Genomic DNA, 22,458 nt, shown 5'->3' on the forward strand with positions numbered 1-22,458 from the left:
ACAGGAGGCATGTCCGTGAACCCGTCCTGCATCGTCGTCAGACGCAGCCGCATCGCCGTCGGCGGGACGCCCGGATTCTGCGTGCGCTGATCGCGGTCGGCGCCCGATCCCCTGCAGCCCTGCCGGAACCGGACGGGGCTTTTTTGTTGGCCGTTGCGCACCCCGTCCGCCCTTTGAAGATGGAGGACGCACCATGACCCAGAACATCTACGACACCCCCGGCTTCTTCGCGGAATACAGCCGGCTGCGCCGGTCGGTCGAAGGCCTGGACGGCATGCCGGAATGGCCCGCCATGCGCGCCCTGGTGCCGGACCTCACGGGCCGCCGCGTGATCGATCTCGGCTGCGGCTTCGGCTGGTTCTGCCGCTGGGCCCGGCAGGCTGGCGCCGCCGAGGTGCTGGGCCTCGACGTGTCGGAGAACATGCTGGCCCGCGCCCGGGCCACCGACCCGGACATCGCAGTCACCTACCGCCGCGAGGACCTGGAGACGCTGGAACTGCCGGCCGCTTCCTTCGATGTCGCCTACAGCGCGCTAGCGCTGCACTACATCGCCGACCTGGAGGGACTGCTGGCGCGGCTGCACCGGGCGCTGGCGCCGGGCGGGCGGCTGGTGGCCTCGGTCGAGCATCCGATCTTCTCCGCCCCCTCGGCCCCGGGGTGGGTGCGCGACGAGGCCGGGCGCGACACCTGGCCGGTCGACCGCTACCTGGACGAGGGGCCGCGCGTCACCGACTGGCTGGCCAAGGGCGTGGTCAAGCAGCACCGCACCATCGGCGGCTATGTCGGCCTGCTGCTGCGCGCCGGCTTTACCCTGGCGCATCTGGAGGAATGGGGCCCGACCGCGGACCAGATCGCCGAGCACCCGGAATACGCGATCGAGCGCGAACGCCCGGCCTTCCTCCTGCTCGCCGCCGACCGCTGAGAGGGTAACCCGGCCTCCTGAAGCCCGCCCGTCCTGGCCCTTGCCGGCCTCGCCGGGCGGGCTGACGATCGGCCCATCAGAAACCCGCTTGACCACATGTTCCTCCTATGTTCTTCTCTCTCGTATAGAACATAAGAGGAACATCATGAGCGACTGGACCTTCATCCGCGAGACCGTGACCCTCACCCTGGTGTTCGGCGCCTGCTACGGCCTGGCCGTGTTCGGCTATGCCTGGGGGCTCTGAGCCCCCTATCCGATCGCGGTCTGCTCCGGCGGCAGGGGTCGCGACTTGCCCTCGCCGTCGATCGCGACATAGGTGAAGGTGCCGTCGGTGACCTTGACCACGCTGTGGTCGGTGCGCCGCTGCACGAAGGTCTCGATCCGCACCTTCATCGAACTGCGCCCGGTCGCCACCAGCTCGGCATAGCAGGAGACGGTGTCGCCGATCCTGACCGGGGCCAGGAAGCTCATCGCCTCCACCGCCACCGTCGCCGTGCGGCCCCGCGCCCGCTCATGCGCCACCACGGCGCCCGCCAGGTCCATCTGCGACAGCAGCCAGCCGCCGAAGATGTCGCCGTTCGGATTGGCGTCCTTCGGCATGGCGATGGTGCGGAGGGCCGGCATCCCGGAGGGCAGCAGCAGGGTGGTCACGGAGGAATCCTAGATTTGGTTACGCACAGGCCGGAAGTGTCTATATGATGGAGCCAGCCCGCAGTTCCACGAGAAGACCCCGATTCCGGATCATGGCAGATCTGTTCGAGCCCGGCAGCAGTTCCAACGGCCGCTACACCGCCAGCGACATCGAGGTCCTGGAGGGGCTTGAGCCGGTGCGCCGCCGCCCCGGCATGTATATCGGCGGCACCGACGACCGCGCCCTGCACCATCTGGTGGCGGAGGTGCTGGACAATTCCATGGACGAGGCGGTGGCCGGCCACGCCACCTGGATCGACCTGTCGCTGGACGCCGACGGCATCGTCACCGTGCGCGACAATGGCCGCGGCATCCCGGTCGACGAGCATCCGAAATACCCCGGCAAGTCGGCGTTGGAGGTGATCCTCACCACGCTGCATTCCGGCGGCAAGTTCTCGAACAAGATCTACGCCACCTCGGGCGGCCTGCACGGCGTCGGCCTGTCGGTGGTCAACGCCCTGTCGGACGATCTGCGGATCGAGGTGGCGCGGGACCGGCAGCTCTTCCTCCAGCGCTATTCCCGCGGCCTGCCGCAGGGGCCGCTGGAGCGCGGCGGCGCGGTGCAGAACCGGCGCGGCACCACCATCAGCTTCCATCCCGACCCGGAGATCTTCGGCGCCGATGCCCGGCTGCAGCCCGGCCGGCTGTACCGGCTGGCCCGGTCCAAGGCCTATCTGTTCCGTGGCGTCAAGATCAACTGGCGCTGCGACCCGGCGCTGGTGGCCGGTGATGACCGCACGCCGCACCAGGCGGAGCTGCATTTCCCGGGCGGCCTGTCCGACTATCTGAAGGCGGCGCTGAACGACCGGCCGATGCGCACCCCCACCGCCTTCGCCGGCACCGCCACCTTCCCCGATGGCGGCGGCCAGCTGGAATGGGCAGTGGCCTGGCCCGAGGACGATGACGAGGGCTTCGTTCACACCTATTGCAACACCATCCCGACGCCGCAGGGCGGCACCCATGAGCAGGGCCTGCGCAGCGGCCTGCTGCGCAGTCTGCGCGGCTTCGCCGAGATGGCCAACCACAAGCGTGCCGGCCAGATCATCGCCGACGATGTGATGTCCGGCGTCGCCGTGCTGCTGTCGATCTTCATCCCGAACCCGCAATTCCAAAGCCAGACCAAGGACCGGCTGGCCTCGCCCGAGGCGGCCAAGCTGGTCGAGGGCGCCATCAAGGACCATTTCGACCACTGGCTGTCGGCCGACCCGAAATCGGCCGAGGGGCTGCTGGAGTTCCTGACCGAGCGGGCCGAGGAGCGGCTGCGCCGCAAGCAGGCCAAGGAGAACGGACGCAAGACCCCGACCGCGCGCGTCCGCCTGCCCGGCAAGCTGGCCGATTGCAGCCGCAACGCGCCCGAGGGCACCGAGATCTTCCTGGTCGAGGGCGACAGCGCCGGCGGGTCGGCCAAGGCGGCGCGCAGCCGCGAGACCCAGGCGATCCTGCCGCTGCGCGGCAAGATCCTGAACGTGGCCAGCGCCTCGGCCGACAAGCTGGCCGGCAACCAGGAGATCGCCGACCTGACCCTGGCGCTGGGCTGCGGCACCCGCGGCCAGTATTCGAGCGACAAGCTGCGCTATGAGCGGGTCATCATCATGACCGACGCCGATGTCGACGGCGCCCATATCGCGTCGCTGCTGATGACCTTCTTCTACAAGGAGATGCGCGGCCTGATTGCCGAGGGCCACCTGTTCCTGGCGCAGCCGCCGCTGTACCGGGTGCAGGCCGGCACCACCACCGTCTATTGCCGCGACGACGCGCACAAGGACGAGGTGCTGGCCAAGCAGTTCGCCGGCAAGAAGGTCGAGATCAGCCGCTTCAAGGGCCTGGGCGAGATGATGCCGGCGCAGCTGCGCGACACCACCATGGACCCGGCCAAGCGGTCGCTGCTGCGGGTCGAGCTGGCAGACGACCCGGAGGACGAGATCGACGGCCGCCGCACCGCCGATCTGGTGGAGCAGCTGATGGGCCGCAAGCCGGAGCTGCGGCTGCGCTTCATCCAGCAGAACGCCGACAAGGCGACCGAGCTGGATATCTGAGGCCTGTAGTTTCCGGAGAAGGACTGAAGAAGAGGCCGTCATGGCGAGCCCCGAAGGGGCGTGGCCATCCAGGGCGGCTCGCACCGGCCCCTCTGGATGACCGCGGCGCTGCGCGCCTCGCCATGACGGCTCAGACGACTGGGGTCTTCGTCTGGGGCATCCCGCCGCAGGCTGTGACCCGGGGCACAAGCGGGGCCGAACGGTTCGCGTAGAAACCCTGGAGCCGGCCGATTGGCGCCGCCTCACGCCGCGCCATATCATCAGGACCGGCCGCCGCATCGAGAACGGACATGATCCAGCACGCACTCCGCCTTCTGCCCCTCGCAGCCCTGGCCTTGGCCGGCTGCGCCAGCGACCGGGTGGTCGTCTCCGACATCAGCTCCCGGTATTCCCGGGTCGAGTTCTCGGCCGCCGCCGACGGCCGCGACCTGCGCACCGTGATCCAGGGCAACCCCTTCGGCACGCCGGGCTTCGACCAGGCGGTGCTCGGGGTCATGAACCGCACCTATGTCGGGCCGAAGACCAATTTCACCAGCACGCCGGGCCCGACCGCCAAGCGCGACTATTTCGTCTCGGTGGTGTTCAACCCGTCTCCGGACGTCGTGCCCTTTGCGCTGTGCAACAGCGCGCCGATCCCGACCGCAGCACCGAACCCGGGCCGGATCACTGCCCGCGCCGCCTTCTGCATCACCGGCGGCGAGGCGACGGCCGTCACCGGCTATGTCGACAACGTGAAGGGGCCGGACGACCCGAATTTCGTCAGCATGATCCAGCACATGATGCTGGCGATGTTCCCATACTGATCACGGGTGGGCGCCGGCCCGGCCGGCGTCCTCTGCGCGGGCTCTGAAGGGGGAAACGCCAATGATCCTGCTCCGATGCGCCCTCGCCGCCGTCGCGCTGCTGGCGCTGGCGGCCTGCTCCGGGCCGCGGATCGTGCGCAGCGATCTCGGCATGATGTATTCGACCGGCGAGCTGTTCGCCGCCGCCGACGGCCGCGACCTGCGGACGGTGGTCCAGGGCAACCCCTTCGGCGCGCCGGGCTTCGACCAGTGGGTGACCGAGATCATGACCGGCACCTATGTCGGGCCCAGGACCCGCTTCACCACCACGCCGGGGCCGACCGAGAACCGCAACTACTTCGTCTCGGTGGTGTTCAACGCCCAGCCCGAGGTCAACCCGTTCAACCTGTGCGACCGGAAGACCTGGACCACGGCGCCGGCCAAGCGGCCGATCGTGGTGCGCGCCGCCTTCTGCATCCTCGGCCGCGAGCAGTCGGCCGTGGCGGGCTATCTCGACCAGGCGACCGGGCCGGACGACCCGCAATTCGTCTCCCTGATCCGCAACCTGACCATCCAGCTCTTCCCCTATGTCTCGCCCCTGCCCTTCGGCCGGCCGGACTTCCCCTGAAAGATCGTGCCGGAGGAAGAGTGCTCTCTTCTGGTGTCATCGCCGGGCTTGACCCGGCGATCCAGGGGCCACCCAGAGCGGCATCGACATCTCTGGATGCCCGGGTCAAGCCCGGGCATGACAGCAAGGGGACCGCACTCGAATTGGAAGCCGCCACTCCCGGAGTCGACCTCAGCCTGCCAGCCGCCCCAGCCAGGACGCCAGCGCGGCGTTCACCGCCTCCGGCCGCTCCATGGTCGAGAGATGGCCGCAATCCTCGACCACGACCAGTTCCGCGCCAGGGATCAGCCCGGCCATCTCCTCCGACACCGCCAGCGGCGTCAGCGCGTCCTGCCGGCCGCAGACCACCACCGCCGGGCAGCCGATCCGCGGCAGGTCCGGGCGGCTGTCCGGCCGCCCCAGGATCGCCGTCTGCTGCCGCAGGAAGGCGTCACGGCCGATCCGCGCCGCCATCGCCATCACCCGGCCGGTCAGCGCCTCGTCCTCCAGCCGGCCGGGATGCAGCAGCATCGGCAGCAGCCGCGGCGTCACGCCCTTGAATTCGCCTTTGCGGGCCAGCGCCAGCAGGCCGCGCCGGCGGCGGCTCTGCTCCTCCGTGTCCGGCCGGGCCGAGGTGTCGATCAGCGCCAGCCCGGCCACACGCTGCGGCGCCCGGCGCATGATCTCGAGCGCGACATAGCCGCCCATCGACAGAGCGGCCAGGGCGAAACGCGGCGGCGCCGCGGCCAGCGCCGCCTCGGCGAGCCCGGCCACGGAATCCGTGCCGGTCAGGCTGGCAACGGCCACCGGCCGCTCGGCCGAGACCGCGTTCAGCTGCGCCGCCCACAGGTCGGCGTCGCACAGCAGGCCCGGCAGGAACAGGACCGGCAGCGTCATCGCAGGAAGGCGCTGACCGTGCGGAACTCCTCGGTCCCCGCCTCGCCCAGCCATTCGAAGCAGGCCATCTCGGCGGTCGCGACCTCGACGCCGCCCTGCACCAGCCGCAGCTCCGCCACCGCCGTGCTACGCGGCGCCCGCGCCGTGGTGGCGTCGACCGCCACCACCGGCCGGAAGCCGGCGTCGTGCAGGTCGAAGGCGGTCTGCAGCACGCAGACATGGCTTTCCAGGCCGCACAGCACGATGGTGCGGCGGCCGATGCCCTCGAGATGGTCCAGCAGCGCCGGCTCGCCCACCGCCGAGAACCGCGTCTTCGGCACCACCGGCGCGTCCGGCGCCAGGGCCGTCAGCTCCGGCAGGGTCGGGCCCAGCCCCTTCGGATACTGCTCGGCGAACAGCACCGGCACGCCGAGCGCCACGGCGCTGCGGATCAGCGTCTCGATGCCCTTCCGCGCCGCCGCGAAATCATGCATCGCCGGCACCAGCTTCGCCTGCACGTCGACCACCAGGAGGACGCTGTCATTCCGGTCGAGCAGCATTGGTCACCTCTCCGCATTCGTCATCGCGGCGGCATGACGCGCACCGCGCTGGGGTGAGCCATGCCCTGTTGTCTCGATAGTTTCAATTGACTTGACGCAGGTTTTTCCCATTTAAAGGGCCTGCGGCGGGCCGCTCGGCGCGCCCCCATTAGGTAAGATTCCTGTACGATGCTCTTTTCGGATCTTGGGCTGAAGCCCGAAATCCTGCGTGCCGTGGACGATGTCGGCTACACCACGCCGACCCCGATCCAGGCCCAGGCCATACCTTACGTGTTGATGGGCCGCGACGTCCTCGGCATCGCGCAGACGGGAACCGGCAAGACCGCCGGCTTCACACTGCCGATGCTGGAGATCCTCGCCTCCGGCCGGGCCAGGGCGCGCATGCCGCGCTCGCTGATCCTGGAGCCGACTCGCGAGCTGGCCGCCCAGGTGGCCGAGAATTTCGAGCTGTACGGGAAATACGAGAAGCTGTCCTACGCCCTCCTGATCGGCGGCGAGAGCTTCGAGGATCAGATCAAGAAGCTGGACCGCGGCGTTGACGTGCTGATCGCCACGCCGGGCCGCATGCTCGACCTGTTCGAACGCGGCAAGGTCCTGCTGGCCGACGTCAAGATCCTGGTGATCGACGAGGCCGACCGCATGCTCGACATGGGCTTCATCCCGGATATCGAGCGCATCGTCAGCCTGCTGCCGCCGCTGCGGCAGACCCTGTTCTTCAGCGCCACCATGCCGCCGGAGATCCGGCGCCTGTCGGACGCCTTCCTCAGCAATCCGAAGCAGATCTCGGTGGCCCCGCCGGCCACCACGGCCGACACGGTCGAGCAGAACCTCGTCATCGTCGAGGCCGAGGACAAGCGCAAGGCCCTGCGCCACCTGCTGCGGCAGGAGGACGTCAAGAGCGCCTTCGTGTTCTGCAACCGCAAGCGCGACGTCTCGGTGGTGTTCAAGTCGCTGCAGAGCCACGGCTTCAACGCCGGCCAGCTGCATGGCGACATGGTCCAGTCGATGCGCAACGAGACGCTGGACCGGTTCCGCAAGGGCGAGATCGCCACGCTGGTCTGCAGCGACGTCGCGGCGCGCGGCATCGACGTCAGCGACATCGGCCACGTCTTCAACTTCGACGTGCCGATCCATGCCGATGACTACGTCCACCGCGTCGGCCGCACCGGCCGCGCCGGCAAGACCGGCAAGGCCTATTCGATCGCCACGCCCGAGGAGGGCCGCTTCGTCAAGGCGATCGAGAGCCTCACCAAGAAGCAGATCCCGGTTCTGGTGCTGCCGGAGATCGGGCTCGAGGGCTTCCTGTCTGAGGACGAGATCAAGCAGCGCGGCAAGGCCCGCCGGCGCGGGGAGCGTGCCGAGGGCGGCAAGCGCGGCGAGCGGTCGGAGTCGTCGAGCCGGCGCCGCGACCGCGACTCGGCGCCGGAGCCCCGCCGCGAGGAGCGCGCCGAGGCGGCGCCGCGTCCCGTCGAGGACCGGCCCCACCGGGCCGAGGACCGGCCATACCATGCCGAGGACCGCCGCGGCGGCGACCGGCCGCGACGTGACGCCCCCCGCCACGACCATGGCGAGGACCGCAACCGCGACCGCCGCCGGCACCGCGAGGACCATGACGACGTGCCGGTCCTGGGCCTGGGCGACCATGTCCCGGCCTTCCTGCTTCGCCCGGTGCCGCAGCGCAAGCGCAGCACCGCCGAGGTCACCGAAACCGCCGCTTAGGGACCGCACTGCCGTAACCGACGTTGACTTCGCCCCTTCGCTTTCGGCACAAGGGGCGACGGCCGGCGTCGGAGCTTGGAAGCGGCAGTGAAGCGAATCAATCGGTTATCGACCTTTCTCGGCGCCGTTTCCGTGATCGCGATGCTCACGGCGATCGGCGCTTCGGCCCAGGAGCCGGGCGCGCAACAGGCGCAGCCCGCCGCACCGGCCGCGCAGCCGCCGTCGCAGCCCGCCGCGGCGCCGAGTCCCGCGGCGCCGGCGGGGCAGCAGCAGCCCCCGGTGATCAGCGCCGATGAGCTGATCTACGACCAGACGCTGGGCCTCGTCACCGCCCGCGGCAAGGTGGAGATCCACCAGAATCACCAGATCGTCCGGGCCGACCAGGTCACCTACAACCAGAAGACCCAGGTCGTCGCCGCCAGCGGCCACGTCACCATGGTGCAGCCCGGCGGCGAGGTGATGTTCGGCGACTATGCCGAGCTGACCGACGACCTGAAGGACGGCTTCATCCAGCAGGTGTCGCTGATCCTGTCGGACAATTCGCGCATGATCGGCAACAGCGCGGTGCGCGAGCGCGGCGAGGTCACCACGATCGACCGCGCGGTCTATTCGCCCTGCAACGTCTGCAAGGACGACCCGTCGCAGCCGCCGCTGTGGCAGATCCGCGCCGTGCGCGTGACCAATGACGCGGTGTCGAAGGATATCATCTACCACGACGCCTTCATCGACCTGTTCGGCGTGCCGCTGTTCTACACGCCCTATTTCTCGATGCCGGACCCGTCGGTCGACCGGCGCCAGGGCTTCCTGTTCCCGACCTTCGGCGGCACCTCCGATGTCGGACCGTTCTTCGGGCTGCAGTACTATTTCGACATCTCGCCGGACCAGGACGCCACGCTCGGCGCCCTGATCACGCGCGATGCCGGCGTGGTGTTCAGCGGCGAGTACCGCAAGCGCTTCGACAAGGGCCTGGTCACCCTTGACGGCAGCATCAACCAGAGCGGCTACAGCAAGATCCTGAACGACAATTCGGGGCCGAACGGCACCAATCTCGACTTCCGGTCGCAGCAGGTCCGCTGGCACTTCTTCGGCACCGCCGCCTACGACTTCGACCAGAATTGGCGCTTCGGGGTGAACGTCCAGCGCACCTCGGACCGCAAATATCTCGACAACTTCAACATCTCCGGCGCCGACATCCTGCAGAGCCGGGCCTTCGCCGAGGGCTTCTACGGCCTGAACTACATCTCGGTCGAGGCGCTGGACTGGCAGGACCTGCGGCAGCCGGGCACCGGCATCGGCAGCAAGGGCTTCTCGCCCACCATCCTGCCCTGGGCCCAGGCCAACTACGTCAGCGAGCCGAACACGGTCCTGGGCGGCCAGTGGTTCGTCAACGCCAGCGCCATCAGCCTGCTGCGCGACTACGACCCGGTGACCAGCGATCCCACCCGCGGCCTGGACACGCGGCGCCTGTCGACCCAGGTCGGCTGGCAGCGGGACTTCTACACCGACAGCGGCATCGTGCTGAACGCGCGCACCTATCTGCGCGGCGACCTGTACCAGTCGAGCGACGTGCCTGACGGCATCAATGTGGTCAATGGCGGGCCGGACGAGGTGATCCTCAAGGACAATGTCGGCGCCGCCCGGCTGTTCCCGGTGGCGACGGTGACGGCGCGCTATCCCTTCGTCGGGCAGATCGGCAGCTACCAGCAGCTGCTGGAGCCGATCGTCAGCTTCAGCGCCGCGCCGAAGATCAGCAACGGCCGGAAGATCCCGAACAACGACAGCGCCGACATCGAGTTCGACGAGATCAACCTGTTCAGCGAGAACCGCTTCCCCGGCCTCGACCGCGTCGAGGGCGGGCAGCACATCTCCTACGGCTTTCGCTACGGCCTGTATGCGCCGGACGGCGCTTCTGCGACGGCTTTCCTGGGCCAGAGCTACCGCTTCGAGGAGGATGACGACTTCCCGGAGAGCTCGGGCCTGCGCGACAAGGTCTCGGACTATGTCGGCCGCGTCACCTTCCATCCGGGGCCGTATCTGAACCTCGACTGGCGGTTCCGGCTGGACAAGGACAACTTCTACAGCCGCCGGCAGTTCGTCCAGGCCACCGCCACGCCGATGGACTGGCTGAACCTGAACGTCAACTACAGCCTGCTGGACGACAAAGGCCCGGACGACGACGGCAACACCTTCAACCAGCAGCAGCTCGGCGCCGGCGGCAGCGCCAAGGTCTCGGATTACTGGACGCTGTCGACCGGCCTGACCTACGACATCGAGAAGATGCGGCCGTTCACCTACAGCGCCGGCGCGCAGTACCAGGACGAGTGCTTCACCTTCGGCCTCACGGTGCAGCGCCGCTTCACCACCGCCGAGGACCAGAAGGAGGGCTACTCCTTCTTCCTGACGCTGAACCTGAAGAACCTGGGCGAGGTGCCGCTGAAGCTGAGCGGCGAGCAGAGCCGCACGCCGGGCGTCTGACGAGCAGCCGGCTCACGGCCCCGGCGCGGCGATGCGGGACCAGGGCAGGACGTAGCCGACCCCGTCGCGCTGGCCGCGCTGCACCTCCACCGCATAGGCGCGGCGCAGGTTGTCGTCGGTCAGCACCGCATCCGGCGCGCCGTCGGCCAGCACCCGGCCGCCCTGCAGCAGCACCAGCCGGTCGCAGAACCGGCCGGCCAGCGCCAGATCGTGCAGCACCACCAGCACTCCGGCCCCGGCCCGGGCGCGGGCCTGCAGCAGCTCCATGATCTGCAGCTGGTGGAACGGGTCCAGCGCCGCCACCGGCTCATCGGCGAACAGCATCGGCGCCTCGACCGCCAGCGCCCGGGCGAACAGCACCCGCATCCGCTCGCCGGCCGACAGCGTGGCGACGGTGCGCAGCCGCAGATGCACGGCATCCGCGGCCTCCAGCGCCCGCGTCACCGCCGCTTCGTCAGCTGCCGACATCCCCCCGAGGAACCGGCGGTACGGCAGCCGCCCGAGCGCCACCAGATGGTCGGCCCGCAGCGGCCACTGCACCGCGTCGCCCTGCATCAGCACCGCCAGGCCGCGCGCCAGCCGGTCGCGGCCGAGCTGCCAGGCAGTCTGCCCGTCATAGCGGACGGTGCCCGCATCCGGCGCCTGCAGTGCGGCCAGCACCCGCAGCAGCGTGGTCTTGCCGGCGCCGTTCGGCCCGATCAGCCCGACCAGCTCGCCCGGCGCCAGCGCCAGCTCGATGCCGGCGAGGACCGGGCGGCCGCCGAGCGCGAGGTGAAGTCCCATGGCATCGATCCGCATCAGGCGCTCCGCCGCAGCCGCCAGATCAGGCTGAACAGGAAGGGGGCGCCGATCACCGCGGTGACCACGCCCAGCTTCAGCTCCGGCTGCACCCGGACCAGCCGCACGGCGATGTCGGCCAGCAGCAGCAGCACGGCGCCGCCGAGCCCGCTGGCGAACAGCAGCCGGCCCGGCCGGTGCCCGACCAGCGGCCGCAGCAGATGCGGCACCACCAGCCCGACGAAGCCGATCGCCCCGGTCACCGCCACCGCGCTGCCGACCGCGAGCGCGGTGCCGGCGATCAGCTGCAGCCGCAGCCGGCCGAGGTCGAAGCCCAGGCTTGCGGCGGTGTCCTCGCCAAGCGTCAGCGCGTCCAGCGCCCGCGCCCCGGCCAGGATCAGGGCCCAGCCCACGGTCATCGGCGGCAGCACCAGCCAGACATGGTCCAGGCTGCGGTCGGCCAGCGATCCCATCAGCCAGAACACGATCTCCAGCGCCGCATAGGGGTTGGGCGACAGGTTCAGCGCCAGGGCGGTCAGGGCGCCGGCGGCGCTGCTGATGGCGACGCCGGCCAGGATCACAGTCATGGTGCCGGCGCCATGCCGGGCCAACGCCAGCAGCAGCAGCGTCGCCAGCACCGCCCCGGCGATGCCGCCCAGCGGCAGGGCCAGCGCGAAGGCGCCGGAAAGGCCGGTGTAGAACACCAGCACGGCGCCGAGCGCCGCCGCGGCGGAGACGCCGATCACCCCGGGCTCGGCCAGCGGGTTGCGCAGCAGCCCCTGCATCGCCGCGCCGCCGAGGCCGAGGCTGAACCCGACCAGCAGCCCCAGCAGCGCCCGCGGCAGCCGCAGCTCCAGCAGAACCAGCGCCGGCAGGCTCGGCCGCCCGGCCAGCAGATCGCCGATCGCGGCGCCGAGGTCGAGCGGCGCGTAGCCGGTCGCGGCCGACCATGCGAGGCAGGCCAGCGCCGCCAGGGCGAGGCCGGCGAGCAGGAAAGCATAGGGCGGTGTAGCGGCGTCGGTCCTCGCAGTCATGCCGCCTCCGCCGAGAGCGCGTCGCGGGAAGCCCAAGCCCATGGCCCTTTCCCGGCTGCACTTTTTCTTGTCCCCCCTCCCCTCGCGGGAGGGGGATAGGGGGAGGGGTCTGCGCGCGTCCGCGCGCGATGAGGTCGGACCGAACTCGATGGCCCGAGCGGCGGCAGCAGATCAGTGGCGGTTCGGGATGGAGAAAACCCCCTCCCCCTCCCCCCCTCCCGCAGAGGGAGGGGGGACTCGGAAAACACGTCTCTCACGATCCCTCCCTCTCCGCCTGCCGGGCGGCGGCGGCGATCAGGGCGGCGGCGTCGGCCACCTCCGGCCCGCCGCAGGTCCACAGCCGCGGCGGCACCCGGACCAGGCGCAGCTCCGGCAGGGCGGAGAGGATCGGATGGTCCAGCATCGCCTCGCCCAGCGACGGCGCCCCGTTCTCCGGCTGGTTCAGGATCAGCAGGCGCACCCCGGCCAAGGCCACGCGCTCCAGCGGGATCTCGCCGTAGTTTTCCAGCCCCTGCTCGGCGGCCAGGTTGCGGACGCCGGCGCGGCGCAGGATGTCGTCGACCAGCGAGCCGCGGCCGGCGGTGAAGCCGTTCGGGCGCAGCACCACCGCCAGCGGCGGCGACGCTGGGACACGGATCGCCGCCAGCCGCCGGTCCATCGCCGCGATCATGGCCTCGCCCCGCTCCGGCCGACCCAGCGCCGCCGCGACCTGGCGGATCTGGGCGCGGATGCCCTCGATGTCGCGCGGCACGCCGATCTCCAGCACCGGCATGCCCAGCCGGCGCAGCACCGCCACGGTGCTTCGGGCGGTGAAGGCGCCGGCCACCACCAGGTCGGGCTTCAGCGCCGCCACCTCCTCCGCCTGCGCGTGATTGACCGGCACCGAGGCGGCCTCGGCCGCAACGACCGAGTTCTCCGGGTCGCGCGCCAGCCAGGTCACCGACTGGATGTCCGCCCGGTCAGCCAGGCGCAGCACCAGCGCATCGGCGCAGAGATTGAGCGAGACGATCCGGTGCGGCTGGGCCTGGGCGGGTGTGGCGGCAAGGCCGAGAGCGATGCTCAGGAAAAGCATCGCCCATCGGAAGCCCGCAACCCCTTTTGTGTCATGCCCGGGCTTGACCCGGGCATCCAGAGAGTGTCGAGACCTTCTGGATTGCCGGGTCAAGCCCGGCAATGACAGCAAGAGGGGCTTGAGCATCGCGATCAGAAGCTGACCTTCATGCCGAGATATCCGGCCCGGCGGAGCGAGCCGTAGGTCCAGACCTCCTCATAATCCTCGTCCAGAAGGTTGTCGATCCGGCCATAGACCTGCACCCGGTCGGTCACCTGATACGACGCCGCCAAGTTCACCAGGGTATAGCCGTCCAACGTCACCGGCGAGGAATTGTAGGCCGCGTCGAAGGCCAGGTCCTTCTGCCGGCCGTTGTAGTCGACGCCGAGATTGACGTTCGCCGTGCCGTCCAGGAAGCGGTAGTTGACATTGAGGCTGGCCAGGTTGCGCGGCCGGCGCACCAGCTCCGCCCCGGTCGCATCCTCGGCGTCGGTGTAGGTGTAGGAGGCGCGGATGGTCAGGTCGTCGACCGGCATCACCGACAGGCCCAGCTCCACCCCGCGCGCGGTCGCGGTGCCCGGCAGGTTGGCCGAGCCCTGGCCGCTGCCGACGATCAGGTCGCTGATCCGCTGCTCGAAATACGTCGCGTCCAGCACCACCCGGTCGCCCCAGATCTGTTGGTCGAAGCCGGCGTCCCAGCCCTCCGCCCGCTCCGGCTTCAGATCCGGGTTGCCGCGATAGCTGTTGGTGAAGCCGTAAAGCTCGAACAGCGTCGGGTTCTTCACCCCGGTGCCATAGGAGGCGCGCAGCTTGGTGCCCGTGGCCTCGATCTGCCAGGCCGCGGTCAGGCGCCAGGTGGTGGTGTCGCGGAACAGGTCGTTCAGGTCGTGCCGCACGCTGCCGGTCAGGAACAGGCTGTCGGCCAGGCCCAGCTGGACCTGCCCGACCAGCCCGGTGGCGCCGATCCGCCGGCTGAAATCGGCGAAGCCGCTGTCGCTGTCGGCCTGCTGCTCCTCATGGTCGATCGCGAAGGTCAGGCGGTGCGCCGCCGGCAGCACCGCTTCGCTGTCCAGCGTCAGGTTGGTCTGGTAGTCGACGCGGGATGTCTTGCCGCGATAGCTGCTGGTGATGATGTCGCTGCCGTCCCGGTAGTCACGGCTGTCATCGGTGTAGGACAGGCCGACGATATGCTCCCATCGGCCGTCGAGCAGCTTGAGCCTGCCCTGGATGCGGCCGAGGAAACTCGATCCGTCGACATCATCCTTGCTGTCCACGGCACCGACACCGCCCGCGAAGCCGTCCAGATCGGTGTTGAAGCGGGTATACCGGCCGACCACGTCGATATCGACCAGCTCGCTCGGGTGCAGTCCGATCTTCGTATAGATCGTGCCGGTGCGGGTGCCGTCGGCCTCGCTGCCGGTCCGGGCGGCAGAGGCGCCGTCGGTCCGCAGCCCGGTGGCGCCGATCAGGTAGTCGAGATCGTCATTGCCGCCGCTGACCGAGGCATGGGCGCGCAGCGTGCCATAGCCACCGCCCTCGACCGAGGCGGTGCCGCCCGCCGGCCCTTCCCCCCGCCGGGTGACGATGTTGACCACGCCGCCGATCGCGTCCGAGCCGTAGAGCGCGCTCTGCGGCCCGCGCAGCACCTCGATCCGCCCGATGTCGTCGGCCATCAGATGGGCGAAATCGAAATCGGAGTTCGCCGACGGGTCGTTGACCTCGACCCCGTCGATCAGCACCAGCGTCTGGTTGCTTTCGGCGCCGCGGATGCGGATCTGGGTGGTCTGGCCGGCCGGGCCGGTGCGGTTGACGGCGACGCCCGGCACCTCGCGCAGCACGTCGGAGAGCTGGCGGACCTGCCGGTCCTCCAGCTCCTGCCGGGTGATCACGGTGACGGCGCTGCCGACCTCCGCCGCCGGGGTCGGCACGCGGTTGGCGGTGACCACGATCGGCGACAGGACCAGGCCGGCTTCCTGCCCCTCCGCACGCATGGAGATGCCGGCCGCGAGCAGGGCCAGGACGCAGCGGGATGAAACGGACATGGAGACCTCGGGAGACACGCGGTGGCACGTCACCGCGAACGCTGTCTCCCCGGCCCCAGCCGTTCGGAAGCGGCGCCGGTTCGGCAACCACCGGGACACCCCGCCCGGCAGGCTCGCGTGTGACCACGAACGACGGCAGGTCTCCTGGCTTGCGGGTCGTCGCACCTTCGCCGCCTTCCCAGGCCCGAGAGCCCAGTGGCCGAATGACGAAGGACTCGCCGCTCACAGTTGCGGGGGCAGCCGCGGCGTCGGGCCGAAGCCCCCACCGCGTTCCCTTTTGATCCCGAAGGAACCGTCGCGGCGACGCTAATGGGCGGGCGGCCGCGCCGTCAACAGCGCATCGAGGCCCAGCGCGGCGGCGTTGGCGCCGGAATCCCGGTAGGGCGGCAGCCGGTCCTCCTCGCGCCGTTCGCTGTCGCAGATCGACACCATCCGCGGCACCCAGCGCACGACATGGTCGACCAGGGCGCGCACCGCCGGCACCAGGCCACGGCGGGAGGCGAACACCGCCTGCACCTCGCCCTCCGGCACCTGCCAGTCCAGCAGCACATGCTCCAGCAGCCCGGCCTCGATCGCCGGCCGGCAGATGTAGTCAGGCAGCAGGGCGGAGCCGAGCCCGTCGATCGCGGCCTGGCGCAGGGTGAACATGTCGTCGCTGGCCAGTCGGGGCACATGCGGCAGCGACTGGGTGCCCCCGGCGGCGTCGGCCAGGGTCCAGACATGGCGGCCGTCGGCATGGTGCAGGTCGAGCGTACCGAGGCGGATCAGGTCGGCCGGCTCGACGGGGCGGCCGATCCGGTCCAGCAGCCTGGGCGCGGCCACCACCACGCCGCGGGTCTGGGCCAGCACCCGCACCACCACATCGGAGGGCTCGGTCGGCGGCCGGCGCACGCGGAAGGCCAGGTCGACCCGCTCCTCGATCACGTCGACGCGGCGGCCGGTCAGCTCCATCGAGATCCGCACCGCCGGATGGTCGGCCAGGAAGCTGTTGATCAGCGGCGCGATCATGGTCTGCGCCAGGATGTGCGGGCAGGTGACGCGGACCAGTCCGCTCGGCTCCGACCGCGCCTGGGCCACCGCCTGCTCCGCCGCCTCGGCCTCGGACAGCAGGGCCTCGCAATGGCGCAGGAAGGTCTCGCCGACATCGGTCAGCGACAGCCGGCGGGTGGAACGCTGCAGCAGCCGTACGCCCAGATCCTCCTCCAGCGTCGCGATGCGGCGGCTCAGACGCGACTTGGGCAGGCCCAGCGCCCGGCCGGCGGCGGTGAAGCCGCCCAGCTGCGCCACCTTGGCGAAGAGGCGAAGGTCGTTGAGGTCGAGCATGGCCGTCACCCGCGATGGATTGTCTCACAGATAGAACGATCCATCGCAAAAATCCAGGCTACAGATGGATTATCCCCACCCGTAAATGCAATGGCACTGTCATTTGCATCCAGGAGGGGTCCATGAAGATCCTGCAGATCGATTCCAGCCCGCTCGGCGACGCCTCGGTGTCGCGCCAGCTGACCCGCGCCACCGTCGAGGCCTGGCGCGCCCGCTACCCGCAGGCCGAGCTGGTGCATCGCGACCTGGTCGCCGATGCGCCGGAGCATCTGACGGCCGAGCGGCTGGCGGTGATCAAGTTCGGCAAGGATGCCGAGCTGACCCCGGCGCAGGCCGAGGAGCGGGCGCTGATCGACGGCATCGTCGGGGAGTTCCTGTCGGCCGATGTCGTGGTCATCGGCGCGCCGATGTACAACTTTACCGTGCCGACCCAGCTGAAGGCCTGGATCGACCGCCTGCTGCAGGCCGGACGCACCTTCCGCTACACCGAGACCGGCCCGGTGGGCCTGGCCGGCGGCCGCAAGGTGATCGTGGTCTCGTCGCGCGGCGGCATCTACACCGCGGGGCTGGAGGCGATGGACCACCAGGAGGCCTATTTGCGCACGGCGCTGGGCTTCATCGGCGTCACCGAGATCGAGTTCGTCCGCGCCGAGGGCCTGGGCTATGGCCCAGAGCATCGCGACCGCGCGGTGGCCGAGGCGCACCAGCAGGCCAAGGCGAGCCCGGGCCTGGCCGCTGCGGCTTAAGCGGTTATTCCTCCCAACGCAACGAGGCGGGCTTTGGCCCGCCTCGTCGTTTCTTGGAGCTGCTCCCCTCTTGTCATGCCCGGGGTTGACCCGGGCATCCAGGAGATGTCGAGGCCGCTCCGGGTGGCCCCTGGATTGCCGGGTCGAGCCCGGCAATGACAAATTAGGGAGAGAGCCGACCCGGCTCGCCGATGCCTACCTCATGACGGGCATGGTGTACTCCGCGCCGCCCTTGATGCCGGTCGGCCAGCGCTCGGTCACGGTCTTCAGCTTGGTGTAGAAGCGCACCCCGTCCGGCCCGTACATGCCGAGGTCGCCGAAGGCCGAGCGCTTCCAGCCGCCGAAGGTGTGGAACGCCATCGGCACCGGGATCGGCACGTTGACGCCGACCATGCCGACATTGCAGTTGCTGACGAAGGTCCGCGCCGCGTCGCCGTCGCGGGTGAAGATCGCGGTGCCGTTGCCGTATTCGTGCTTGTTCACCAGGTCCAGCGCCGTGGCGAAATCCGGCGTCCGCACCACCGACAGCACGGGCCCGAAGATCTCCTCCCGGTAGATCCGCATGTTCGGCTCGACATTGTCGAACAGGCAGCCGCCGATGAAATAGCCGTTCTCGTAGCCCTGCAGCTTCAGGCCGCGGCCGTCGACCACCAGCTTCGCGCCCTCCTGGACGCCGATGTCGACGTAGCCGCGCACCTTGTCGTAGTGCTGCTTCGTCACCAGCGGCCCCATCTCGGCATCCGGGTCGGTGCCGGGGCCGATCTTCAGCGCCCGCACCTTCGGCTCCAGCTTCTGGATCAGCCTGTCGCCGACATCGCCGACCGCGACCGCGACCGAGATCGCCATGCAGCGCTCACCGGCCGAGCCGTAGCCGGCGCCCATCAGCGCGTCGACCGCCTTGTCCAGGTCGGCGTCGGGCATCACCACCATGTGGTTCTTGGCGCCGCACAGCGCCTGCACCCGCTTTCCATGCGCCGCCGCGGTGGCATAGATGTACTCGCCGATCTGGGTCGAGCCGACGAAGCTGACCGCCGCCACGCCCGGATGGGTCAGCAGCGTGTCGACCGCGACCTTGTCGCCATGCACCACGTTCAGCACGCCCGGAGGGGCACCGGCCTCGATCAGCTTCGCCGCCAGCCAGTTGGCGGCGGACGGGTCCTTCTCCGACGGCTTCAGCACGAAGGTGTTGCCGCAGGCGATGGCGATCGAGAACATCCACAGCGGCACCATCACCGGGAAGTTGAACGGCGTGATGCCGGCGCAGACGCCGACCGGCTGGCGGATCGAGAAGCTGTCGATCTCGCGCCCGACATTCTCGCTGAACTCACCCTTCAGCAGGTGCGGGATGCCGCAGGCGAACTCCACCACCTCGAGGCCGCGCTGGATCGACCCCTTGGCATCGGACAGCACCTTGCCGTGCTCCGCGGTCACGATCCGCGCCAGCTCCTCGATGTTTTCCTCGATCAGCTGCTTGAAGCGGAACATGACGCGGGCGCGGATCACCGTCGGCGTCGCCGCCCAGCCGGGCAGCGCCTTGCGGGCGGAGTCGATGGCGGCGCCGACCTCCTCGGCCGAGGCGAAGTCGACGCGGCCCGAGACCTCGCCGGTCGCCGGGTTGCACACGTCCCCGGCGCGGCCGCTGTGGCCGGGCGCGGCCTTGCCGTCGATGAAGTGATGGATCGAACCCACGCTGCGCTCCTCCAGAATTTTCTGACCGACGAGCCGGATCGCCGCCGATTTGCCGCGCCCCTCGCGACGGGCTTGGCGGCGGGGGTGGCCCTGTCGTAACTGTCGGCCATGCTACGGCGGTAACCTGCGTCGGCAAAGGGTCAGGATAGGGTTCATGGGTCTCGGTCTCTACGATCCGGAGCGCCGCTACCGGCGGCGCGTCTGGGGCGCGATCATCCGCGTGTTCTTCTCGATCACCGTGCTGGTGGTGGTGGCGGCCTTCGCCTACCAGATCGGGGTCGAGCGCACGCGCGGCCAGATCCAGACGCTGCAATCCCAGGTCTCCAGCCTGACCCAGGACCGCAGCGGGTGGGAGCAGCAGCGGGTGCAGTTGCAGGCGGCGGCGCAGACGGCGCAGATCCAGTACCGCGAGCTGATGGCCCGATTCGAGCGCGAGGTGCCGACCGGGGTGAACCGCGAGCTGGCCGACAAGGTGGCGGCGCGGCTGCAGAGCGGGCTGGACCCCCAGCGCCTGGCCTTCTACATCGACCAGGCCACGGCCCCGCGCGACTGCAAGCCGGGCGAGAGCAAGCGCTTCATCCTGCCGACCCAGAACGCCACCGGTTCGAACAGCTCGGTCGCCTTCGCCAACAACACCGTCGCGGTGACCGGCCGCGGCGAGAGCGCGCTGGACGACAAGAACAAGGCCCAGTCCTGGTTCGACCCGGCCAAGCCCATCACCGTCAACTTCCGCGGCATCGACGGCAAGCAGGCCACCGCCACCGGCGTGCTGCCGCTGTTCCAGACCGTGGTGCTGGGCGACAAGGAATACCGGTTCAGCCTGGTGGAGGGCGAGCGCAGCTTCGTCCGCGTCACCAGCGAGGTCTGCGCCTTTCCCTGATCCAGGAGCCGCCGCTAATGCCGCCCTCCCCGCTCCGCCGCGTCGTCATCACCTATGAGCCGGAGGCGGCGTGCCGGGCGCGGCTGCAGGCGGTGGGCTTCGACGCCGAGGTCTCGGCGGAGATCGCCTGCTACCTGGCCCAGGCGACTGACCTGGAGGCGATCAAGCCGGAGCTGGCGGCCACGCTGAGTGAGGCCGGGCTGGAGGCGGAGTTCGTCGAGCTCGACGCCCTCATCGACGCCCTGCCCGGCCTGGCGGCCCGGCGCGACGACACCATCCTGTGGTGCCAGACCGACGGCATCGCCTATTACCGCGGCAGCAGCGTCAGCGCCCTGGCGCGGCTGGCCGGCATCCCGTTGTACGGCAGCCCGCCCCAGGCGCAGCATCTGTGCCAGGACAAGTTCAAATGCACCGCCTTGGCCGCTTCCGCCGGCCTGCCGGTGCCGCCGACCGCGCTGGCCGAAGGCCGGCGTGTGATCGCCGGCGCCGAGGTGCTCGACAGGCCGGGGCCGTTCTTCGTCAAGCCGAACACGCTGGGCGCCAAGATCGGCATCTTCGGCGATTCCAGGACCGCGGATGCGGCGGCGGCGCTGGAGGCGGCCGGGAGGCTGTGGGACCGCTACCGCGACCGGGCGGTGATCCAGCCCTTCCTGCCGGGCCACGACGTCCGGGTCAGTTTCATGGACACCGGCCGGCCCCTGGCCGCGTCGCTGGGCATCGCCCGGCTGGGCAAGGATCCGGGCAGCGAGACCGGCGGCGCCTTCATGACCATGCGAGACAATGCCAGCCTGTAGGGCAGCCGCGACACCGAGGGTGGCCGGACCGGCTTCGGCGAGACGCAGGACCGCGCCTTCGTCCCGCGGCTGACGGATCTTCGCGCCGAGCCCGGCCCGGCGGCCGCCCGCATCGTGGCCGCGGCCGAGGAGCTCGTGCCCCGCCTGGCCGGGCTGTTCGGGCTGCGCGACTATTTCTCGGTCGACCTGCGCGCGGATGAGAATGGCGGTGTCCGGATCCTGGAGTTCGAGACCTGCCCGGCGGTGACGATCTACGACTTCCAGACCTATCTGCGCGATGCCCACGGCCTGCCGCTCGGCACCGCCCTCGCCCGCTCCCTGGCCCTGGCGCATCGGCGGCCGGCGGAGCCGCGAGGCCTTGACCCGCGCCGGATCCGATCCAGGATCAGGGGCTATCGCAGAGGGGGAACAGAGTCATGGCGAGCGAAACCACGGCCAGGCCGATCTCGTCGAACGACGTGCCGTGGCAGGAGTGGCTGGACATCCCGCGCTTCACCACGCGCTACCGGCACCTGACCCGGGCCGCGGTCGGCGACGACTATCAGGTCGGCGTCGCCATCGAGGAGCTGGGGCCGGGCCGGCAGAGCTCGCCGGCGCATTACCACATCTTCGAGGAGGAGCATGTCTTCATCCTCGAGGGCACGGTCGCGGCACGGCTCGGCGCCGACACCTACGAGATGAAGGCCGGGGACTATATCTGCTATCCGGCCGGGCAGAGGGCCGGGCATTGCCTGGTCAACACCGGCGACACGACCTGCCGCTACGTGGTGGTGGGCGAGAAGAACCCGAACGAGATCTGCGTCTACACCGACACCAACAAGGTGCTGGTGCGCCCCCTGGGGCGGCGGGCGATCTTCGACATGACGGCGACGCGCGACTATTGGGACGGCGAGGACACCGGCCTGCCGCCCGGCGTCGCCCCGCCCGCCGATGCCGCGGTGGCCGAGGCCGTGGTGGCGCCGAAGCCGCCGATCGCCGAGGCGTCGGTCGAGTGGCATGAGGACGGCGTGCCCGGCAGCGCCCGGTTCGGCGGCCGGTCGAAGCACCTGACCCATGCGGCGGTCGGGCCGGACTACCGCGTCGGCGTGCTGATCGAATCCCCGGCGCCCGGCAAGCGCCTGTGCCCGACCCACTACCACATGCTGGAGGAGGAGCACGCGCTGATCCTGGAAGGCCAGGTGACGCTGATCCTGGGCGACGAGCGCTACGAGCTGAACGCCGGCGACTATGTCTGCTTCCCGGCCGGGCGGAAGGTCGGCCATTCCTTCCTCAACCGCGGCCCCGGCCCGTGCCGCACCCTGATGATCGGCCAGCGCAACCCGAACGAGGTCTGCGTCTATCCGGATTCGAACAAGATGGCGGTCGGCGCCCTGCGCACCCGCGACGACATCTTCGACATGTCGGGGCTGCGGCGGTACTGGGATGGGGAGGAGACGGGCTGAAGGGTGGCGATCG

19 protein-coding genes and 1 riboswitch are annotated in these 22,458 nt (G+C 70.0%); of the genes, 10 read left to right on the forward strand and 9 right to left on the reverse strand.

Annotation, left to right across the window (positions count from 1 at the left end; translation table 11 throughout):
* Positions 1 to 193: 193 nt before the first annotated feature.
* Positions 194 to 922: a class I SAM-dependent methyltransferase gene (locus ABDW35_RS06145; RefSeq protein ID WP_343712973.1), complete on the forward strand. Its 729-nt coding sequence runs from the start codon at positions 194 to 196 to the stop codon at positions 920 to 922.
* 249 nt (positions 923 to 1,171) lie between these two features.
* Here ABDW35_RS06145 and ABDW35_RS06150 read toward each other — a convergent pair whose 3' ends face one another.
* A complete protein-coding gene (locus tag ABDW35_RS06150; protein ID WP_343712993.1) occupies positions 1,172 to 1,546 on the reverse strand; it encodes an acyl-CoA thioesterase in 375 nt (124 codons plus the stop codon).
* Between the two features lie 119 nt (positions 1,547 to 1,665).
* Between ABDW35_RS06150 and parE the strand changes: the two genes are divergently transcribed.
* The 3 genes from parE to ABDW35_RS06165 all read left to right on the forward strand — a co-directional run bounded on the left by parE (position 1,666) and on the right by ABDW35_RS06165 (position 5,058).
* A complete protein-coding gene (gene parE, locus ABDW35_RS06155) occupies positions 1,666 to 3,648 on the forward strand; it encodes a DNA topoisomerase IV subunit B (RefSeq protein ID WP_343712974.1) in 1,983 nt (660 codons plus the stop codon).
* Between the two features lie 290 nt (positions 3,649 to 3,938).
* Positions 3,939 to 4,451 (forward strand): hypothetical protein, encoded by a 513-nt coding sequence (locus ABDW35_RS06160; protein ID WP_343712975.1) that lies wholly within the window; start codon positions 3,939 to 3,941, stop codon positions 4,449 to 4,451.
* A gap of 61 nt (positions 4,452 to 4,512) precedes the next feature.
* Positions 4,513 to 5,058 carry a hypothetical protein gene (locus ABDW35_RS06165; protein ID WP_343712976.1) on the forward strand — a complete coding sequence of 182 codons (546 nt, stop codon included), beginning with the start codon at positions 4,513 to 4,515 and terminating at the stop codon, positions 5,056 to 5,058.
* A gap of 171 nt (positions 5,059 to 5,229) precedes the next feature.
* Here ABDW35_RS06165 and ABDW35_RS06170 read toward each other — a convergent pair whose 3' ends face one another.
* Both ABDW35_RS06170 and ABDW35_RS06175 read right to left on the reverse strand, forming a co-directional pair.
* Positions 5,230 to 5,934 carry an alpha/beta hydrolase gene (locus tag ABDW35_RS06170; RefSeq protein ID WP_343712977.1) on the reverse strand — a complete coding sequence of 235 codons (705 nt, stop codon included), beginning with the start codon at positions 5,932 to 5,934 and terminating at the stop codon, positions 5,230 to 5,232.
* Positions 5,931 to 6,473 (reverse strand): isochorismatase family protein, encoded by a 543-nt coding sequence (locus tag ABDW35_RS06175; RefSeq protein ID WP_343712978.1) that lies wholly within the window; start codon positions 6,471 to 6,473, stop codon positions 5,931 to 5,933. Before ABDW35_RS06175 ends, ABDW35_RS06170 begins: the two co-directional genes overlap by 4 nt.
* 168 nt (positions 6,474 to 6,641) lie before the next feature.
* Here ABDW35_RS06175 and ABDW35_RS06180 point away from each other — a divergent pair, with 168 nt between their 5' ends.
* Both ABDW35_RS06180 and lptD read left to right on the forward strand, forming a co-directional pair.
* On the forward strand, positions 6,642 to 8,192 hold the full coding sequence (locus ABDW35_RS06180) for a DEAD/DEAH box helicase (RefSeq protein WP_343712979.1): 1,551 nt from the start codon (positions 6,642 to 6,644) through the stop codon (positions 8,190 to 8,192).
* Positions 8,193 to 8,333: 141 nt separating this feature from the next.
* The gene (gene lptD, locus ABDW35_RS06185) at positions 8,334 to 10,667 is read left to right on the forward strand and encodes an LPS assembly protein LptD (RefSeq protein WP_343712994.1); all 2,334 of its coding nucleotides are present in this window, start codon (positions 8,334 to 8,336) and stop codon (positions 10,665 to 10,667) included.
* A gap of 12 nt (positions 10,668 to 10,679) precedes the next feature.
* Here the strand turns inward: lptD and ABDW35_RS06190 are convergent, their stop codons facing one another.
* From ABDW35_RS06190 to ABDW35_RS06210, 5 genes are all read right to left on the reverse strand, one after another.
* A complete protein-coding gene (locus tag ABDW35_RS06190; protein WP_343712980.1) occupies positions 10,680 to 11,450 on the reverse strand; it encodes an ABC transporter ATP-binding protein in 771 nt (256 codons plus the stop codon).
* Positions 11,451 to 11,464: 14 nt separating this feature from the next.
* Positions 11,465 to 12,478 carry an iron ABC transporter permease gene (locus tag ABDW35_RS06195; protein ID WP_343712981.1) on the reverse strand — a complete coding sequence of 338 codons (1,014 nt, stop codon included), beginning with the start codon at positions 12,476 to 12,478 and terminating at the stop codon, positions 11,465 to 11,467.
* 253 nt (positions 12,479 to 12,731) lie between these two features.
* Positions 12,732 to 13,550 carry an ABC transporter substrate-binding protein gene (locus tag ABDW35_RS06200; RefSeq protein WP_343712982.1) on the reverse strand — a complete coding sequence of 273 codons (819 nt, stop codon included), beginning with the start codon at positions 13,548 to 13,550 and terminating at the stop codon, positions 12,732 to 12,734.
* Positions 13,551 to 13,681: 131 nt separating this feature from the next.
* Entirely contained in the window at positions 13,682 to 15,571 is a 1,890-nt protein-coding gene (locus tag ABDW35_RS06205; protein WP_343712983.1) for a TonB-dependent receptor, read from the reverse strand.
* A 116-nt stretch (positions 15,572 to 15,687) separates the two neighbouring features.
* Positions 15,688 to 15,883: riboswitch (cobalamin riboswitch) on the reverse strand.
* The gene (locus ABDW35_RS06210) at positions 15,878 to 16,894 is read right to left on the reverse strand and encodes a LysR substrate-binding domain-containing protein (RefSeq protein WP_343712984.1); all 1,017 of its coding nucleotides are present in this window, start codon (positions 16,892 to 16,894) and stop codon (positions 15,878 to 15,880) included. Its footprint overlaps the riboswitch before it by 6 nt.
* Before the next feature lie 122 nt (positions 16,895 to 17,016).
* On the opposite strand from ABDW35_RS06210, the gene ABDW35_RS06215 reads away from it, so the two are divergent.
* On the forward strand, positions 17,017 to 17,640 hold the full coding sequence (locus ABDW35_RS06215) for an FMN-dependent NADH-azoreductase (RefSeq protein ID WP_343712985.1): 624 nt from the start codon (positions 17,017 to 17,019) through the stop codon (positions 17,638 to 17,640).
* 195 nt (positions 17,641 to 17,835) lie between these two features.
* Here ABDW35_RS06215 and ABDW35_RS06220 read toward each other — a convergent pair whose 3' ends face one another.
* A complete protein-coding gene (locus ABDW35_RS06220) occupies positions 17,836 to 19,320 on the reverse strand; it encodes a CoA-acylating methylmalonate-semialdehyde dehydrogenase (protein ID WP_343712995.1) in 1,485 nt (494 codons plus the stop codon).
* 163 nt (positions 19,321 to 19,483) lie between these two features.
* Here ABDW35_RS06220 and ABDW35_RS06225 point away from each other — a divergent pair, with 163 nt between their 5' ends.
* The 3 genes from ABDW35_RS06225 to ABDW35_RS06235 all read left to right on the forward strand — a co-directional run bounded on the left by ABDW35_RS06225 (position 19,484) and on the right by ABDW35_RS06235 (position 22,445).
* Positions 19,484 to 20,209 carry a hypothetical protein gene (locus tag ABDW35_RS06225; RefSeq protein WP_343712986.1) on the forward strand — a complete coding sequence of 242 codons (726 nt, stop codon included), beginning with the start codon at positions 19,484 to 19,486 and terminating at the stop codon, positions 20,207 to 20,209.
* Positions 20,210 to 20,226: 17 nt separating this feature from the next.
* Positions 20,227 to 21,003, forward strand: a complete 777-nt coding sequence (locus tag ABDW35_RS06230; RefSeq protein WP_343712987.1) for a hypothetical protein — start codon at positions 20,227 to 20,229, stop codon at positions 21,001 to 21,003.
* Positions 21,004 to 21,419: 416 nt separating this feature from the next.
* Complete coding sequence (locus tag ABDW35_RS06235) at positions 21,420 to 22,445, forward strand: cupin domain-containing protein (protein WP_343712988.1); 1,026 nt, start codon at positions 21,420 to 21,422, stop codon at positions 22,443 to 22,445.
* Positions 22,446 to 22,458 lie beyond the last annotated feature (13 nt).

Source organism: Inquilinus sp., from assembly GCF_039594555.1.
GTDB lineage: Bacteria > Pseudomonadota > Alphaproteobacteria > DSM-16000 > Inquilinaceae > Inquilinus.

What these genes read in the sequence shown, in the direction of transcription:
- ABDW35_RS06145 (WP_343712973.1), top strand. Translation starts at nt 194, where the DNA reads ATGACCCAGAACATCTACGACACCCCCGGCTTCTTCGCGGAATACAGC.
- ABDW35_RS06150 (WP_343712993.1), bottom strand. Translation starts at nt 1,546, where the DNA reads ATGCCGGCCCTCCGCACCATCGCCATGCCGAAGGACGCCAATCCGAAC.
- parE (WP_343712974.1), top strand. Translation starts at nt 1,666, where the DNA reads ATGGCAGATCTGTTCGAGCCCGGCAGCAGTTCCAACGGCCGCTACACC.
- ABDW35_RS06160 (WP_343712975.1), top strand. Translation starts at nt 3,939, where the DNA reads ATGATCCAGCACGCACTCCGCCTTCTGCCCCTCGCAGCCCTGGCCTTG.
- ABDW35_RS06165 (WP_343712976.1), top strand. Translation starts at nt 4,513, where the DNA reads ATGATCCTGCTCCGATGCGCCCTCGCCGCCGTCGCGCTGCTGGCGCTG.
- ABDW35_RS06170 (WP_343712977.1), bottom strand. Translation starts at nt 5,934, where the DNA reads ATGACGCTGCCGGTCCTGTTCCTGCCGGGCCTGCTGTGCGACGCCGAC.
- ABDW35_RS06175 (WP_343712978.1), bottom strand. Translation starts at nt 6,473, where the DNA reads ATGCTGCTCGACCGGAATGACAGCGTCCTCCTGGTGGTCGACGTGCAG.
- ABDW35_RS06180 (WP_343712979.1), top strand. Translation starts at nt 6,642, where the DNA reads ATGCTCTTTTCGGATCTTGGGCTGAAGCCCGAAATCCTGCGTGCCGTG.
- lptD (WP_343712994.1), top strand. Translation starts at nt 8,334, where the DNA reads ATGCTCACGGCGATCGGCGCTTCGGCCCAGGAGCCGGGCGCGCAACAG.
- ABDW35_RS06190 (WP_343712980.1), bottom strand. Translation starts at nt 11,450, where the DNA reads ATGGGACTTCACCTCGCGCTCGGCGGCCGCCCGGTCCTCGCCGGCATC.
- ABDW35_RS06195 (WP_343712981.1), bottom strand. Translation starts at nt 12,478, where the DNA reads ATGACTGCGAGGACCGACGCCGCTACACCGCCCTATGCTTTCCTGCTC.
- ABDW35_RS06200 (WP_343712982.1), bottom strand. Translation starts at nt 13,550, where the DNA reads ATGCTTTTCCTGAGCATCGCTCTCGGCCTTGCCGCCACACCCGCCCAG.
- ABDW35_RS06205 (WP_343712983.1), bottom strand. Translation starts at nt 15,571, where the DNA reads ATGTCCGTTTCATCCCGCTGCGTCCTGGCCCTGCTCGCGGCCGGCATC.
- ABDW35_RS06210 (WP_343712984.1), bottom strand. Translation starts at nt 16,894, where the DNA reads ATGCTCGACCTCAACGACCTTCGCCTCTTCGCCAAGGTGGCGCAGCTG.
- ABDW35_RS06215 (WP_343712985.1), top strand. Translation starts at nt 17,017, where the DNA reads ATGAAGATCCTGCAGATCGATTCCAGCCCGCTCGGCGACGCCTCGGTG.
- ABDW35_RS06225 (WP_343712986.1), top strand. Translation starts at nt 19,484, where the DNA reads ATGGGTCTCGGTCTCTACGATCCGGAGCGCCGCTACCGGCGGCGCGTC.
- ABDW35_RS06230 (WP_343712987.1), top strand. Translation starts at nt 20,227, where the DNA reads ATGCCGCCCTCCCCGCTCCGCCGCGTCGTCATCACCTATGAGCCGGAG.
- ABDW35_RS06235 (WP_343712988.1), top strand. Translation starts at nt 21,420, where the DNA reads ATGGCGAGCGAAACCACGGCCAGGCCGATCTCGTCGAACGACGTGCCG.